At 39.4% G+C, this 15,750-nt stretch carries 18 protein-coding genes and 1 pseudogene; 10 read left to right on the forward strand and 9 right to left on the reverse strand.

Translation table 11 applies throughout. From position 1 onward, the window contains the following. On the forward strand, positions 1 to 273 hold a 273-nt coding region (locus IQ224_RS14620; protein ID WP_228036245.1), incomplete at its 5' end, for a DUF6515 family protein. Here IQ224_RS14620 and IQ224_RS14625 read toward each other — a convergent pair. Beyond that, positions 270 to 3,332, reverse strand: a complete 3,063-nt coding sequence (locus IQ224_RS14625; RefSeq protein ID WP_194033135.1) for a DEAD/DEAH box helicase — start codon at positions 3,330 to 3,332, stop codon at positions 270 to 272. The two genes, IQ224_RS14620 and IQ224_RS14625, sit on opposite strands and share 4 nt — an antisense overlap. A 201-nt stretch (positions 3,333 to 3,533) precedes the next feature. Here IQ224_RS14625 and IQ224_RS14630 point away from each other — a divergent pair, with 201 nt between their 5' ends. Next, positions 3,534 to 4,322, forward strand: a complete 789-nt coding sequence (locus IQ224_RS14630) for a pentapeptide repeat-containing protein (RefSeq protein ID WP_002739252.1) — start codon at positions 3,534 to 3,536, stop codon at positions 4,320 to 4,322. Here IQ224_RS14630 and IQ224_RS14635 read toward each other — a convergent pair. The 3 genes from IQ224_RS14635 to IQ224_RS14645 form a co-directional block, all read right to left on the reverse strand. Then, complete coding sequence (locus IQ224_RS14635; protein ID WP_002800682.1) at positions 4,319 to 4,690, reverse strand: metalloregulator ArsR/SmtB family transcription factor; 372 nt, start codon at positions 4,688 to 4,690, stop codon at positions 4,319 to 4,321. The two genes, IQ224_RS14630 and IQ224_RS14635, sit on opposite strands and share 4 nt — an antisense overlap. Before the next feature lie 98 nt (positions 4,691 to 4,788). After that, positions 4,789 to 4,959 (reverse strand): metallothionein, encoded by a 171-nt coding sequence (locus tag IQ224_RS14640; protein ID WP_194033136.1) that lies wholly within the window; start codon positions 4,957 to 4,959, stop codon positions 4,789 to 4,791. Between the two features lie 165 nt (positions 4,960 to 5,124). Continuing rightward, positions 5,125 to 5,697: a DUF2808 domain-containing protein gene (locus IQ224_RS14645; protein WP_002738348.1), complete on the reverse strand. Its 573-nt coding sequence runs from the start codon at positions 5,695 to 5,697 to the stop codon at positions 5,125 to 5,127. Between the two features lie 157 nt (positions 5,698 to 5,854). Here IQ224_RS14645 and recF point away from each other — a divergent pair, with 157 nt between their 5' ends. The 3 genes from recF to IQ224_RS14660 all read left to right on the forward strand — a co-directional run bounded on the left by recF (position 5,855) and on the right by IQ224_RS14660 (position 8,788). Continuing rightward, positions 5,855 to 6,982 carry a DNA replication/repair protein RecF gene (gene recF / locus IQ224_RS14650; RefSeq protein WP_002738601.1) on the forward strand — a complete coding sequence of 376 codons (1,128 nt, stop codon included), beginning with the start codon at positions 5,855 to 5,857 and terminating at the stop codon, positions 6,980 to 6,982. A 482-nt stretch (positions 6,983 to 7,464) separates the two neighbouring features. After that, positions 7,465 to 7,842 (forward strand): hypothetical protein, encoded by a 378-nt coding sequence (locus IQ224_RS14655; RefSeq protein WP_194033137.1) that lies wholly within the window; start codon positions 7,465 to 7,467, stop codon positions 7,840 to 7,842. Between the two features lie 10 nt (positions 7,843 to 7,852). Beyond that, a complete protein-coding gene (locus tag IQ224_RS14660; RefSeq protein WP_228036246.1) occupies positions 7,853 to 8,788 on the forward strand; it encodes a caspase family protein in 936 nt (311 codons plus the stop codon). Here the strand turns inward: IQ224_RS14660 and tnpA are convergent. Continuing rightward, positions 8,674 to 9,117: an IS200/IS605 family transposase gene (tnpA, locus tag IQ224_RS14665; protein WP_002740761.1), complete on the reverse strand. Its 444-nt coding sequence runs from the start codon at positions 9,115 to 9,117 to the stop codon at positions 8,674 to 8,676. The genes IQ224_RS14660 and tnpA overlap by 115 nt on opposite strands. On the opposite strand from tnpA, the gene IQ224_RS14670 reads away from it, so the two are divergent. Continuing rightward, positions 9,091 to 11,160 (forward strand): ABC transporter substrate-binding protein, encoded by a 2,070-nt coding sequence (locus IQ224_RS14670; RefSeq protein WP_228036247.1) that lies wholly within the window; start codon positions 9,091 to 9,093, stop codon positions 11,158 to 11,160. The two genes, tnpA and IQ224_RS14670, sit on opposite strands and share 27 nt — an antisense overlap. Before the next feature lie 46 nt (positions 11,161 to 11,206). Here the strand turns inward: IQ224_RS14670 and IQ224_RS14675 are convergent. From IQ224_RS14675 to IQ224_RS14690, 4 genes and pseudogenes are all read right to left on the reverse strand, one after another. Continuing rightward, positions 11,207 to 12,148 (reverse strand): annotated as a pseudogene (locus tag IQ224_RS14675) (IS630 family transposase); the annotation flags it as partial. 184 nt (positions 12,149 to 12,332) lie between these two features. Then, a complete protein-coding gene (locus IQ224_RS25045) occupies positions 12,333 to 12,536 on the reverse strand; it encodes a hypothetical protein (protein WP_370583146.1) in 204 nt (67 codons plus the stop codon). Between the two features lie 71 nt (positions 12,537 to 12,607). Continuing rightward, complete coding sequence (locus tag IQ224_RS14685; RefSeq protein ID WP_002747223.1) at positions 12,608 to 12,889, reverse strand: hypothetical protein; 282 nt, start codon at positions 12,887 to 12,889, stop codon at positions 12,608 to 12,610. A gap of 18 nt (positions 12,890 to 12,907) precedes the next feature. Next, on the reverse strand, positions 12,908 to 13,228 hold the full coding sequence (locus tag IQ224_RS14690; RefSeq protein ID WP_201261440.1) for a hypothetical protein: 321 nt from the start codon (positions 13,226 to 13,228) through the stop codon (positions 12,908 to 12,910). A 336-nt stretch (positions 13,229 to 13,564) separates the two neighbouring features. Here IQ224_RS14690 and IQ224_RS14695 point away from each other — a divergent pair, with 336 nt between their 5' ends. The 4 genes from IQ224_RS14695 to IQ224_RS14710 all read left to right on the forward strand — a co-directional run bounded on the left by IQ224_RS14695 (position 13,565) and on the right by IQ224_RS14710 (position 15,544). After that, on the forward strand, positions 13,565 to 14,071 hold the full coding sequence (locus tag IQ224_RS14695; RefSeq protein ID WP_228036248.1) for a COP23 domain-containing protein: 507 nt from the start codon (positions 13,565 to 13,567) through the stop codon (positions 14,069 to 14,071). Between the two features lie 16 nt (positions 14,072 to 14,087). Next, positions 14,088 to 14,543 carry an S-layer homology domain-containing protein gene (locus IQ224_RS14700; RefSeq protein ID WP_036402399.1) on the forward strand — a complete coding sequence of 152 codons (456 nt, stop codon included), beginning with the start codon at positions 14,088 to 14,090 and terminating at the stop codon, positions 14,541 to 14,543. Further along, a complete protein-coding gene (locus tag IQ224_RS14705) occupies positions 14,536 to 14,928 on the forward strand; it encodes a hypothetical protein (protein ID WP_002747215.1) in 393 nt (130 codons plus the stop codon). Before IQ224_RS14700 ends, IQ224_RS14705 begins: the two co-directional genes overlap by 8 nt. Positions 14,929 to 14,995: 67 nt before the next feature. After that, positions 14,996 to 15,544 carry a serine protease gene (locus tag IQ224_RS14710; RefSeq protein WP_228036249.1) on the forward strand — a complete coding sequence of 183 codons (549 nt, stop codon included), beginning with the start codon at positions 14,996 to 14,998 and terminating at the stop codon, positions 15,542 to 15,544. Positions 15,545 to 15,750: the final 206 nt, after the last annotated feature.

Genomic DNA, 15,750 nt, shown 5'->3' on the forward strand with positions numbered 1-15,750 from the left:
GTCATCGGTTCAGAGATCGCCACTCTCCCCCCCTACTACAATACCGTCTATGTGGGTTCTACTTCCTACATTTACTCGGACGGCATCTATCTTCAACCTAGCGGTAGTTCCTACACGGTGGTGGCCCCGCCAATCGGCGCAATTGTCACCTATATCCCAGACGGCTGCACCACAATTACGGCTGACAATACGCTTTATTACAATTGCAGCGGCATTTACTATCGGCCCCTGTTTGAGAATGGTTCCACGGTTTATCAGGTGGTTCGCTTCTAATCGGTTTCTTCTTCATCAATAATTGCCGATCGATCTAATAATAATAAATCTCGCAGGCGATCGGTATCTAATTCTGTTAACCAATTTTCCCCAGCATCTACGGTTTGTTCCGCTAATTGTTTTTTGCTTTCGATCATCTCATTAATGCGTTCCTCTAGGGTTCCCGTACAGATGAATTTATGCACCTGAACGTTGCGTTTTTGTCCGATGCGGAAAGCGCGATCGGTGGCCTGGTTTTCTACGGCCGGATTCCACCAACGATCGATATGAAAAACGTGATTAGCGCGGGTTAAATTTAATCCTGTTCCCCCCGCTTTCAGGGAGAGAATAAAAATCTTTGGTCCTTGGGGATCATTTTGAAAGCGCTCGATCATTTCTACCCGATCTTTTGCTTTGGTAGAACCGGAGAGAAATAATATTTCCTCGGCTAATTTTTTCTGGAGATGGGTTTGTAGGAGTTTTCCCCACTCGGCAAATTGTGTAAAAATTAAAGCTCGATCGCCTTCTGCTATCACTTCCTCTACCATGGCTTCTAAGCGTAACAATTTCCCCGATCTTTGACTGGTTTCTAAACTATTTTCTTTCAAAAAATGGGCGGGATGATTACAAATTTGTTTTAGTTGCATTAGCAAGGTTAAAATTAATCCATGTTTCTGAATCCCTTGGGTTTCTTCAATTTTCTGGAGGGTTTTCTCGACTAATTGTTGATAAAGTTGTCCCTGTTCTTTCGATAAACCACAAAAAATATTCATTTCCTGTTTTTCTGGTAAATCTTCAATAATAGTTTTATCGGTTTTTAATCTCCGTAAAATAAAAGGACGGACAAGGGAACGTAAATTATGCAGGGATTCTTGATCGCCGTATTTTTCAATGGGAAGGGCAAAACGACGCTGGAAAAAGGCTTGAGTTCCTAAAAAATTGGGATTGAGAAAATCCAAAATTGACCATAATTCCGTCAGGCGATTTTCTACGGGAGTTCCCGTTAAGGCAATGCGAAATCCTGCGGGTATTTTTCGCACTGCTTGGGATTGTTTAGCCGTAGAATTTTTAATATTTTGAGCTTCATCTAAAACTAAACCTTGCCATTGTACTGCTTCCAAAGTGGATAGATCGCGATAGATTAAAGGATAACTGGTAATAACAACTGATTGATTTTTTACCGCTTGAGCAAAAGCTTGACCTTTTAATCTTTTTTCGCCATGATGGACAAAAACAGCCAGGGTGGGAGCGAATTTTCTTAACTCATGTTCCCAGTTATTGACCACAGAAGTGGGAGCAACCACTAACACGGGATTAACTAACATATCCTCTTCTTTTAATGCTAGTAAAAAAGCGATTAATTGCGGGGTTTTTCCTAAACCCATATCATCGGCTAAACAAGCACCTAAACCCCACTTTTCTAGGAAAGCTAACCAACTAACTCCCTTGAGTTGATAGGGACGTAATTCTCCCTGAAATTCCCTAGGTGGGTTGATTAATTGAATCCCTTGATTGTTATTTAAATTATCAATTAATTCCTTTAATGCTCCCTCCGCTTGGAAATTGACTACCGGCAGTTTAGCAATTAGATTATTATCTCCTGAACTCAAGCGCAGGGCATCCTCCACCGAGAGATTAAGGGGAGCGATGGTATTATTTAAAATTGCCTGAGCTGCTTTGACATCCGTAGGTTGTAGGATTAACCATTTGCCCCCCACTTCCACCACTGGCGATTTTTTCTCTAATAACTTATCAAAATCTTTTTTCGATATTTCCTGTTCCCCTACCACTAATTTAAGCTGAAAGTTTAATAAACTGGTTAAACTTAATCTTTCTCCTTTTTTGGGAGTTACACTGGCAGCAATCTTAATTCCTAATCTTTGTTCATTACTACCAGCAGTTAACCCCGTTGGTAAAATTACCCCTAATCCCTGATCTTGCAATTGCCAAGCGATCGAGCGAATAAACTGATAAACTTCGATCGAATCAAGAGAACATTCCTCCGGGTGTCTCTGCTCTAAACTAATTCTAATCGGTTCGTACAATCGCGATGCTAATCCTAATCCTTTTAAGAGAATTTCCTGGGGATTATTGACAACTCTTTGATAACTATGATAACTTTCTTTCCCCTCTAACCAAATCAACTTGGCACTAATGAGAAATTCGGGATCATCTAACGCTTGTAAATAATAGGTTAGTTTCCACGCTGTCCCTAATCTGGGAGGTTGTAAAGATAAACAGACACGGTATTGATTCTCGATTAATTGGCGATTATTGCCATTAACTAAACTTTCTTGGATAGGAAACACCCAGTTATTATAAGCATTTTCTAGACGCTGTAAATTCTTGGCTTCTAAAGCAATCTCATGATGATCACCGCTTAAAGATTGTAGCCAAGTTTTCACCATCAATGAGGGGGAAATATTAACAGTACTATCTATCTTTTGTCGCAAACGAGCATCGACAATATTTTTTAAGCAATCGAGAATAATTGTTTGTGGTTCGCTATTTTCTTGATAGGCAAGACAAACCGGGGGGATGGTTTGGATAAACTTAGCTAAACGAGTGCGATCGATGGTACTATCTAGCAGCGGATACCAGCAACTTTCACCCTGATTTATTCCCGCTAAAAATTTCCCCCTTGCTAATAAATCTAAACTCCAACGGTGCAAATACAGCCAAAATCGTAGATCATTGCCGATAAATTCGGCCTTAGCTAGGGGTAATTTCTCCCATAACTGTATTATCATCCCCGCAGAAAAAGTTAATCCCGATACCTGCCATGGTTGCCAAGACAAGGATTTAGCTGTGGGTTCGAGAATTTGCCCCGACAGCAGCGGTAAAAAATATTTTTTCCTTGGGGGGGAATAACTAGGCAAACTGAGCTTGATTGATTCTGGAGAATAGCGGTCAAGCTGAGGAGAAAATTTCTCGATAAATTGGGCTAATGCCCCAGATTCTAGACAAAAAGGATGATTTTCCTTTGTTTCACTTAATTCCTTCCCTTGCCACTGTTCACCCCAAAGAAAAAAAACACTATCCTGCGAACCAATCAGCCAATTACCGTGTAGAGTAGTCATTATAAAATAGGGAAATTCCTCTAAAAAACTTGCTGTTGAAAAGGTAACAAATCTCGATTTTGTCGCTTCTTCTGACCTTAAGAGCCTCTAATCTCCTATTTTAGTGGACAAGGGCTGATTTCTCAAGCAGAATCTAGTTCAGCGATTAGCCCCGATCGCATGGTTATTATCAGTAATAATAAATAGATTTATTTTTAAACTATGTACAAATCGATCGCCCTAACCCTCCTCCTCAGTCTTCCCCTGAACTTGTCCCTAGTTGGTTATGGGGAAGATTTAAACCATCTACAGCAATTATTATCCACCCGACAATGTCCCCAATGCGATCTGAGCGGTTCGGGGTTAGTGCAATCGAATCTAACTGGGGCAAAATTAAATGGGGCCAATCTCGTCGGTGCTAATCTTAGTCAAGCTAATTTAAGTGGAGCGGATCTGAGTGGTGCTAATTTAACTGGTGCTTCTTTTTTTGGTGCTAATCTGACTGGAGCGAACTTAAGCGGGGCAATCTTGACGGGTGCGGATTTAAGAGGCGCTTATCTCAATAATGCTAACCTTGACAACACCAAACTAGACACTGCATACGTGCAGGGTGCGGTGGGAATTCCCAGTAGTGCCGGTACTCCTGAACTATTCTACGGTCTAGGGATGGTGGAAGGAAAACAGGGACGCACCAGCACGGCTATAGAAAATTTTAATAAGGCCTTGACAATTAACTCGGAATATGCTCCAGCTTATCTGGCCCGGGCCATGGCTCACTATCGTCTGGGACAAAATGCTCTAGCGGCCCAGGACGCTCAAATGGCTTCGACTCTCTTTGAACGACAAGGTAATACCCCCGGTTACGAAGCGGCAGAGAATTTTATTAAAGGCATGGAAATCGCCCTAAAACCGCGAGAACAAGGTGGTGGCAACGCTCAATTAGACCAAATGGTGCAGGGGATTGGTTCTCTGCTCCTACAGTTTGTTTTACCCGCTTTGGGACTGTTTTAATCCTCGTCCGCTGGCTCTTCTAAATGTTCCGAGACCGCGTAATAAAGGTCAAGAACATGATGATCGGCAAGACGATAAAAGACTCTCCGTCCCTGTTTTTGGTATTTAACTAATCTTAAGGCTCTTAGGGTTCTTAACTGGTGCGATACGGCCGATTCACTCATCCCTAAGTCGTCGGCTAAGTCACAAACACATAATTCTTGTTTGGCTAAAAGCGACAGAATTCTGAGGCGGTTGGCATCCCCCAAAAGGCTGAAAAATTCGGCCATTTTTTGGGCTTTTTCGATTTCTAATCCCTGCAAGTGCTGGAATTTCGCCTCTTGGTGATGGGATTCCCCACAAACCGGTGCTATTTTCTCTAGGGCCATATTTTTTCCTGATCGGTTATTAAGGGAAAGTTGAGAAAGGGAGGTATCGATCAAATCTTCCATGCCGATACTTGTCCCCTTCTCCCCAATAACTAAATTTAAACGCAACCACAGCCCTGGTGTCCACAGCCTTTCTCGTTCTCGTTAACGTGACCATTGGCACAAGCTTGGGAACAGTAGTATTGATCGTTTTCTTTGATGGCATCGGCGATCAATACTACACACAAACAGGGTTTACAAGCACATTTCATCATGGTGACAGCGATCATGGTTACTACCTCTGAACTTCTTTACTGACTTTAGTATAACATCTGAACAGATGTTCATGGATTGAATAAAGTTAAATTTTTCTAAAACTCAGACAGGAAAGTTAGGGCAGTTATCTCAAGGGTGAGGTGGGAAGTTCTCCTTGATGTTTTTAGACGCAGAACGGCCTACCAACGATCGCCAGCATCGTAAATTGTTAAACGTCCGACTCCTAGAGCTAATCCGGGAGAATTGTCTCCGGGGGGATAAGCAGTAATTCCAAACTGATAGACACCACCATAATCGGGATTTCGTACTGGTTTCAGACCGATGGAAACGGTATTACCGGGGGGGACAGGAGGATCAAAAATGACCGTAATCGTCTGAGTATTGGGGTCAAAAGTAGTGGATTTTAGGGTTAATTTTTCGCCTCGCTGATTGCGATCGCCAAGAAAAGCAAAAGTTTGATCAACAAGAAAAGCAATAGTTTGAATATTAGGCTGCTGTTGTATAGTTACTTTGCCCAAAGGCGCACCGAGAGACGGCGGCAGGGCGATGGTAAGATAGTATTTTGCTCCCCAAGCACGCACGGATTGGAAAGTAGCGAAGAAATTAACCAGAGTGGGAGAACTCTCAAAAAATACTCTGCCATCGGGAAATTGTCCTGCGAGAGACACAGAAGCATCAAAAGCGAGTATAGCAATCAAAGCGAGTTTAGATAGACTTTCAGTCTGTTTTAAAGGCAAAAAGGGAATCTTCAAGGTAAAAGCTACTATAAAATATTGATTGTCAAGGAGAATTATAGCAAATTCACTTAACCCTCAGCCGCTGCCATTATCAGTGATCAGTTATCAGTGATCAGTTATCAGTTGTTTTCTCCCCACTCTCCCACCCCCAATACTTAACCCCCAACTTGCAATGTATCTCGAACACCTGCACCTTCACAGTTTTAGAAATTATGCCGAACAGTTGCTAAAATTCGAGTCCAAAAAAACAATATTATTGGGCAATAATGCTCAGGGAAAATCCAATTTACTAGAAGCGATCGAACTTTTGGCCACTCTCAAGAGCCATCGAGTCAGCAAGGATCGGGATCTAGTGCTAGAATCGGACTCGGAGGCGAGAATTTTTGCTAGGGTTAATCGTCTTTATGGAGCATCAGAATTAAGTTTAATTCTCCGTTCTTCCGGTCGTCGCACCGTGATCCGTGACCGTCAACCCCTGCGCCGTCATCTCGATTTTTTGGGCGTGATTAATGCGGTACAATTTTCTAGTCTCGATCTGGATTTAGTGCGCGGTGGTCCAGAAGCTCGCCGAGATTGGTTAGATACTTTATTAATTCAATTAGAACCCCTATACGTTCATATTTTACAGCAATATAATCAGGTTTTACGACAAAGGAACGCTCTTTTAAAAGAGATTCGTAAACAGGAATTAGAGGGAAAAGTTTATGGGGATTTATCCCAACTAAAACTCTGGGATTTACAATTAGCAGAAACTGGTTCAAGAGTTACGAGAAGAAGGGCGCGAGTCCTGCAAAGATTAATTCCTTTAGCTCAAAAATGGCACGAAAGTATTAGCGGAAAAACTGAATATCTAGAATTACAATATATTCCCAATGTGCCTTGGGTAGAAGATGATGTCAATGGGGTACAAACGGCTTTTTTAGATAAAATTGAAACCCGTCGTTTGGCCGAGAAACAGCTAGGGACATCGGTAGTCGGTCCCCACCGGGATGAAGTGGATTTTTTAATTAACCAAAACCCCGCTAAATCCTACGGTTCCCAAGGACAACAAAGAACCTTAGTTTTAGCCTTGAAATTAGCAGAATTACAGTTACTAGAGCAGATTATCGGGGAACCTCCCCTACTACTCCTCGATGATGTTTTAGCGGAATTAGATATCGAACGACAAAATCAATTATTAGATGCGATCGAAGACCGTTTTCAAACCTTAATTACCACCACTCATCTCAGTTCTTTTGAGTCTCGCTGGTTGCAATCTTCCCAGATATTTTCTGTCAAAAAGGGACATATTTTTTATTAGTCTATAGCCTCTCTTTGTTTGTCTCTTTGCTAACGATATACACCCATAATTTTATCCCCCCTTGATAAGGGTAGGGCTATTTCATTCTCAAGAAAAAAGGAGAAATAAGGCGAGAAACGAAATTTTAGCGACCTAAAGACAATAATTGGGAGATGCTGTGCTGATTGTGGTCAATTCCCTTTGTTAAAGAATCATAACCCTCTAACCTGTACAAGGTTAAAACCGGGAGCATCTCACCTTTGTAACCCCTAAATCAGGTTTTATGTCAAGCTATTTTGAAAGCCTTGCTAGAAACCAGTTTTAGGGACAAGTATAATTACTCACTTGCATAAATGAGATGCTCCCAAGAAATAAGAAATCGGCGCTCGGCAAGGGTTAGTATGAAAATGGGATCACTTATTTAGATTTCAGATGGTATATGGTAAAATTTGCATAATTCAGTAAGATTAGTATTATCCTATATTATTTCAACTCAACTTCCTATGAGTAACAAATCTACGATTAAATTGCTGATCGCTTTTAACGATCCTAACCTGGAGCCTGAAGAACGCGACGAACAGGCCCAAGTATTACTAACAGAACTAGAACAGGCAGATGAAGTTGAATCGGTTAAACGTATTTTTGATCCCAATCCCCCTGAAGGTAATAAGTCGTTGGGCGGTTTTTTGGGAGGAATCTTAATGGCCGAAGTTAACCTCGCTAATGGGAAAAAGTTGTTAGGGTTTCTGGGCGATCGCCTGGGAGGTAAACCGATAGAATTGTCGGTAGAGGCCAATGGTCGCAAGTTGACGGTTAAAGCTCACAGTCGAGAAGAATTGGAAATGGCTATTAAAGCGGCTCAAGACTTTATCTCAGGTTAAAGAAGGTATTATGGCAAAAATTGCTTTGTTAATTGGTGTGAGCGAGTATTCCGAAGGATTGCGCCCAATTTCTAGTGCCATTCTAGACGTTGAAGCAATGCGCCGAGTATTAGAGCATCCAGACATGGGAGCCTTTGATCAGGTTACAGTTTTGCCTAACCCAGACAAAGGGAGCATGGAAAAAGCAGTTGACGATTTATTTGCTGATCGACAGAAAGATGATTTGGTGCTTTTATATTTTTCTGGGCATGGACTTAAAGCTCAAAATGCTAGATTTTTTCTAAGTACAAGAGAAACTGGGCGTGATCAGAATGGAGATTTTCGTCGTGCAACAGCTTTAGCGGCAAGTAAACTTCAAGAGTACATCACAGATAGTCGTTCCCAAAGGCAGATAATTATTCTCGACTGCTGTTTTAGCGGAGCATTAGTTCTGGGAATGCCAATCAAAGGGGAATTTAACATTCAAGAGGAATTAGGAGGTAAAGGAAGGGCGATTTTAACCTCTTCTAGTCCAATTGAATATTCTTTTGAGTCGGAAGATAACGATTTGTCCATCTATACAAAATATCTAGTTGAAGGAATTGAAACTGGTGCAGCAGATCAGGATGGTGATCAATTAATTTCTGTTAATGAATTGCATGAGTATGCCAGCGAACGAGTAAAGGAAGCTGCCCCGGCAATGACTCCCAAATTTTATCTTTTTCTTGAAGGAGAGGATACTATTTATTTAGCCAAATCTCCTCTTGCTGCTAATGATCCTAAATTTAAGTATCGTAAAATAGTTGAGGATATTAATGAACTACCCCGCCGCAAGCGGACGGGGTATCAGAATCAAAATAGACTCAATTGTAGATTTTGGTGTAGCTGCAGGTATTCTTTATCTTGTTCTTTTACATATCTCGCTATCATACCTTCATCCCCATGCTTTCCTACCGTACTTGCGTAATATCCATCACTCCAAAACTCTCCTCCCCACAACTGCTTTTTCACTTGAGGACACTTTTTGAAAATTTCTCTCGCCGTTATACTTTTAATCATTGTCACTATCCTTGTCACACTATAGGTCGGTACTGATTGCACCAGAAAATGCACATGATCTTTATCCACTCCAATTTCTACAAACTTTATCTCGTATCGTTTTTCCATCTCTAGACAGACTTCTTTCAACAAGCTATCTACCTGTTCGTCGAAAACGGCTTTACGATATTTGGCTGGGAACACTAAATGATATAGCAAAACACTTACATTATGGCTCTTATGGATGTATTCACTCATTTTTCTATTGTACGCCGCGAGCGGCGGGGAATTAGACCCGAAGAGATTAAAAAGTGGAATGATGAGGATATTAAAGATTATTGTTTTAAGGAGGAAGACTTTTCTGCTGCAGATAGGGCAGTTTTGGATGCAACAATAGATCAATTAAATCTCTCACCAGATGAAGCCAGAACGATTGAAACAGAAGTTCTTAACCCACTGCTACTGCGACGAGACAATATTAAGAAATATAGGAATGCGTTTCGGAAAATAATAGCTGCTGCTAATCATACTCCATTGAAAAACAAAGATAAAGAGAGTTTAAAGAAACTGCAAATTATCTATGGACTCAGGGATGAGGATATTCAGGTGATTGAAGAAGAAGTGCAAAATGAGGTTTATCCCATTACTCCGACGATTCCACCAATCACTTCGCCTTCTGCAAAAATCGCCCAAATTTTGCATTCTATAAAAACTTTAAAGCCCCAAAATTTCAAATTAAATCTGCCAGTTAGCATAGGAATAGCATCAATAGCAGTTGTAAGTTTATTTGCCATTTATCGCCCTGATAATTGTCCAAAACAAAAGGGAGACTTTATTAGTGAAGGAGAAGAAGTTCTTAATTACTCTCAATTGTTTAACAAGGAGAAAGGTACAGAATATTTTGCACAGTGTGATTATCAAAAAGCCCTGTTAAGATTTAAGGACGCATGGCAACAGGATAGGCTAGATCCAGAAACGTTAATTTACTTAAATAATGCTTTACTAGAAGCCAATAAAATGCCATATTACACCATTGCTGTTGCTGTTAGTATTCCTCGCAAAAATCAAAATAGCTCTAATGATGATGATGGTGATAGTCGAGCAAAAGAAATGTTACGAGGAGTAGCACAATTACAAACAAAAATTAATCTAGGACTTTTAAATGACAATGATCCATTCCTCAAGTATTTTCCAGATCAAGATTTTATCAACAAAAAAGCGATTAATGGTAAGGGATTAAAAGTTGTCATTACTAATGATGAAAATGACGAATTACTAGCCCAAAAGACAGCATCATCTCTTTCCCATCGTCCTGAAATTTTAGGGGTTGTTGGTCACTATACCAGTGAAATGACTGTGGCAACGGTGGATATTTATAAGGAAAATGATTTAGTTTTGATTTCTCCCGGATCAACGACTAGCGAGCTTACTAAATACCCCAGAAAAAATTTCCTGCGAACTGTTTTTTCCGTCGAGCAACAATCTCCTGTCATTGCAAAATTTTTACAAGAAAAGTCTATTAAAAAAGTGGTGGGATTTTATAGTGAAGGAAGTCCATTTAGTGAATCTCTTTTTAATAGTTTTAAAACTATTTTTACAGTCCCTCCATTCTCTGGAACTGTAGTAAAATTATATGAATTTGATCTGGGAAATAATTTTAAGGCAGAAGAAGCCATCCAAGAGTTACGACAAACAGAAGCAAAAATAACAGAAACAATAGGGCTTGTACTATTCCCAAAAGCAATTGGCAATGCTCAAGGCGATGCAATTAGACTTATAAAACTTAATAATAGTCAAAATTGGGTTATCGGATCATGGGGACTTCGTAGTCCTCGTACCTTAAAACAAATTGACAACCTACAACCTTTTCAAAAGTTTGTTATTACGGTTCCTTGGGATTCTTTGACCAGTCCTAACCAGGATTTTCTTAAGGATGCCAAAATTTTATGGACTACAACTTCTGTTAATGCAATAACAGCCCTATCCTATGATGCAACGCTTGCTCTAACAAAAGCTCTAGAAAAGGAAAATAATCCCACACGAATTAATATCCTTGAACAATTAAAGTCTCCTGATTTTCTTGTCACTAAAGGTGCAACTGGGACAATTCAATTCGATGAAAATGGCGATCGCAAGAAACTTGATGGGAAGGGCGATCCCCAAAATCCCCCCGTAGAATTTGTTCACATTGTGGAGTGTCGGACAGACAAGTTAGATTTTGCTTTTGTCCCAATCAAGTATCCTACTGCTAAAGATGCTGGTTTATCCTGTTTAAACTCACCTAAAAAGCCTAGTCCCTAGCTAATCAGGGTTGGCTGAAAAAGTCTGGGTGGTGATTCGGTATACTTTAGACGTTCATAATCTGAGATTTATTAAACTTCTGAAATCGTAGAGTCAGCAAGGAATCCAGTTCTTTTTTATGTTTCAGATGGGCATCATTCAGACATTCATAAATAGCTGAAGAAAAGTCAGAAAAGTTTTCATAATATTTACCATATAAACATTTCTTTTTGACAAATTTCCACAGCCTTTCAATTAAATTTAGATTAGGTGAATAAGACGGCAGATAGAGTAGCTCTATTGACAAAGAAAGAGCCAATTCTTCAACAATTTTACATTTCTGATAGCGGGCATTATCTAAGACTAGAGTGATGGGAATCATTAGTCCTAAAGCAGCTATTTTTTCAAGAAGTTCACAGACTTGAGTTGCTGTAATATAAGTGTCATATGTTACCAGAATAACTTCATGAGTTATTGCATTTAATGCTCCTAAAACATTAAAGCGTTTACGCCCGCTCGGTGACTTAACAAAAAGTCTCTCAAAACACCAAACAAAACCGAGAAATGCTCCCATGACGAAGTGAGCGGCATCAACAAAAAAAACAGCCCTTTTTCCTTCTTTAGCCTCATTTAGTCTGGGTTCTAGCTTTTTTTCTTTGTAGTCTTCTTGTTCATCTGGGTCAGCTTTAGAAGGAAGAGAACCTATTTTTAAACATTTCATTCCCAAGGATTTTAAGAATTTCCTCACTTGGGTAGGACTTCGTTTTATCCCTGTCAATTCTTCTATTCTATATACAGCTTCATTTATTGTGGCTGGTGGATTTTTCTCGAAATATTTTTTGAGCGTTTCTCTTTGAGACTCTAATTCACTTTTAGGGCGATAGAAGTTGATTTCTTTTAATTTTTCTATTCCGCCCTCTTGATAATCTCGAAGATAGGTTAATAAGGTATTTGTCGAGATTCCTGCTAACTGACAAATTTTTTTGTGCGGTATCTTTTGGCTTTTTAACCCACATTCCGCACCCTAGTCGTTGAAATCAAAAGTTGCTCTAGCCCTTGTATAGTAAGACTTTTAGCGATTACTAAGAATTATGAAGTGTCACACTCTAGTCAGCGATCGCCAGCTTAATGAGAGTTTATCTCAATAATTTGGTATCAGAGCTATCAGATTTTTAGGGCTAATTGTGCATCTGCTAGACAAACAAATTAGCCTGTAATTCAGAGCCAGCAATCGTTTTGACGATTTGGATAAAATTTTCAATGTGACACTTTAGGGTGCGGAATGTGGGTTTTAACCAGAGAACTTCCATCTTCAGTTGAACCCGGGGATGAGGATGATGAAATCTTTCATAATACAGTGAGTTCTTTTCTTCTTCCGTGAATTCTAGGTTAATCATGTTTTTAATGAGTGCTTTGCTTCTAATTATGACTCTTGAACTATATTATTGTCTTTGAGTAAAAATGCAAGTTATAACCGTGCAAAGTATAGGTCGCGTAGTTTCTCCCAAAGTTTTGTAATCTGTTGTTCTCTGCCAAAATATTGATCCGCATTGGTTTCTTGAAAAGGTAATAGTCCTTGATAAGGATTAGAAGCCAAGTTCTCTATTTGAGAAGGAGTTGCTTGAGACGAAACGGTCGTCCGGGCTACTTGATTTTGATAGATGACGACCTGATTTCCATCCCCTGAAATGAGAGTACAACCAATGGCATTTTGATCGATACTAATACTTCGATTCTCAGATGAAGCCATAGAAAAAGGGAATTAAGGTTACAAAATTGCCGTTAAGCCGACTTTAGCAAGAATAGGCAACCAATTCTCGCCCAGCCAACTGACAGCATTAGTGATATGGGGTTTGAGTTTTTCCACCGCTACAGCAAAGCCATTGGCTTTTTCTGCGTATTTAACTGCTCGCTCTAAAGCTTGACCGATTTCATCTTTGTCAGGTTGGGGCTTTTTCAGTTCATCCTCTGCCTCCGAGAGAGCATTATCAATTTTTTTGCGATCGCTACTATCGAGTTGACTTAATGCGTCTCGAATGGCGGTTAAAGTTGCTTGAATATCGACACTCTGGGGATCAGGCAGTGGCACAGATTGGAAGTCCAAAGAGGCTTGATTGCTGTCCCCTGTCTAGATAATTGCTCCGATAGCATTGCCGCCAATAGATACAGAGCGGTTTTGACTTGATGGTTGTGAGTCTGCCATTTATCTCTCTCCTTATTAAGAATTATTTAGAAAATAGGCAAAATCTTGATGAAAATTAATCAACAGAGGTTTCAGGGTTATACCATTTTTCTTTATTTGCGTCACAACGAATGCAGGCTTGGCAAGCATTCGAGCGTGGATGTCTGTCATGGATTTAGAAATTTGGTATTAGTCTATAGTTTACCATAGTTAGTCTTCTACTATTAACACGAAACTTTCACTATGCAAAGGGCTACCCTGTATCTATCGTCTCTGCTCGGTCTTGTCTCATGGGGGATCGCCTCACTTGCTGTCATGGTTATGGCGGCTGAGGACATTCTTCTAGAACCGATTGAGCAATCAGGTAATTGTACCATCGTGATGAAAAACAATACATCAAAGCCCCTCTTAAATATTCCTGATATTGGGCAAATCAAACAAACCTGCGGACAAATTGCTAATAGCCTGCAAGCAGAGATGAACAAAGGAAATCTCGAAAAGTTAATCTTAATTGCAGATACCATTGGTCGCCGTTGGAAAGTTTGTATGGTGAGAAGTTCTGATGAAGGATGTACAAAAAATAATGTTCTTTTAGATTTTCCGAGAGCCGCCGAAAGTAATCCTCAACAATTCCTCAGTAGTATTTTAGCAATTAAAACTAAAATTTTCTTGACTGGAACAGAAGGACAGCAAACACCACGAAGACCTTATAGTAAATTCGGTAGTGCTGTTAATCGCTCATCTCGCTAACTAATTAATATCAGAAATGTCTAAGCAATTTTGGAAAAATACCGCTCTATCTTTAGCAACTGTTCTAGTTGTCTATCTTTCTTTGATTGGGGTCAGTATTGGGACTGATCTAAATCGTTTAAACTATCACTTTGAAGACGATCATCAAATTCCTGATAATTATTTGGCTCAAGTAACCAGTGTATCTCAACTAACAGATGTTGATCCAACTTCCCCCTACTATGAAGCTCTTCGTTCTATAGTGGAAAGGTATGGTTGTGATGTTGGTTTCCCAGATGGAACCTATAGGGCTAATCGTACAATTGTCCGAGCAGAGGTGGTTATAACTACCAGTGCTTGTACTAGTGTAATGGAGAGGGTTATTGAAGAAAGTGAAGCTGTTCTTAAAGAGGATGTTAACAAATTAAATAGATTATTATTTGAAATCACTGAATTCTTGACTTCAAAAAAAGGAGATAAGATCAATGTCTAAGACAGTATGGAAATTTTTATCATTGTTTTTAATCTGTTTATTGACTGGTGTATTTGTTTTATTTGGTGTTCCTTTTACTCATCAGAATTTACTGGCTCAAAGTGGCAAAAAATTGACTTGTGGTCAGTCTTCAGATTGGTCGTATTATGCTTTTAAATCTATGGTTGAGCGTTATGGAGTTGATCCAGAATTTGTCTGTGGAGAAGGATCATTTCAAAGTAATAATCCAGATGTTCGAGCCGATATCGCTGAGTGGATAGCTATTGGATTAAAACATAATGAAAAAAGTCTTCAGGATGAGATGCAAGTCTTATCTCAAGATATAGAAAGGTTACAGCGACTATATCAGGAAATAGATCAGAAATTAGATCAGGAAATAGATTAGATCAGGAAATAGATCTAGTAAGAGGTTTGTGATAAATAATCTATCATATCAACAAGGAGTTAAAACAGTGAAATTTAAATTTAATATTCTTACCTGGGTTGTAATTATTTGTTTTTTAGCTTTAATCGTCAATAAAGTACTTTTTCAAGAATCTAATTCATTTCAAGAATCTAATTCATACGAAAAGATAGATAATATCGCTCGCGGTACAACAGTTTTGATTGGCAAAAACCTAGAACCAAGGCAAGTAGAAAATGCCGAAGAAGATGAACTATCGGGTTCAGGTGTGATTATTCATCGTGATTGCAATACTAAAGGAGCTATGGCAGGAGGTAGTGGTATCGATGCAAAAACAAAATTTTGCGAGTATTATGTGTTAACGAATGCTCATGTCATCCCCACAACAAATGCTGATTATGGAATTCGCACGGCTGATGGACAAGTTTATGGAGAAGAAATTAATCCGACAATATTAGGTAAAAAATATGCTTATAATCGCCAAATTTATCGCTACGAAGACAGGGGATATGATTTAGCTATCTTGTCTTTTATTAGTGATATTCACTATCCTATTGCAGCCTTCGGCGATCCCAATAATAGGCCAATTCAAGTCTGAATTGCATCACTGTCTGATCTACCTTTATAGAATACCTCATTCGGGGTACGATAGTCAAGACATTTTCGAGGACGATTGTTATACTTTGCACGGTTATAACTTGCATTTTTTACTCAAAGACAATAATATAGTTCAAGAGTCATAATTAGAAGCAAAGCACTCATTAAAAACATGATTAACCTAGAATTCACGGAAGAAGAAAAGAA

Source organism: Microcystis sp. LEGE 00066 (assembly GCF_015207925.1).
GTDB classification, from domain to species: Bacteria; Cyanobacteriota; Cyanobacteriia; order Cyanobacteriales; family Microcystaceae; genus Microcystis; species Microcystis ichthyoblabe_A.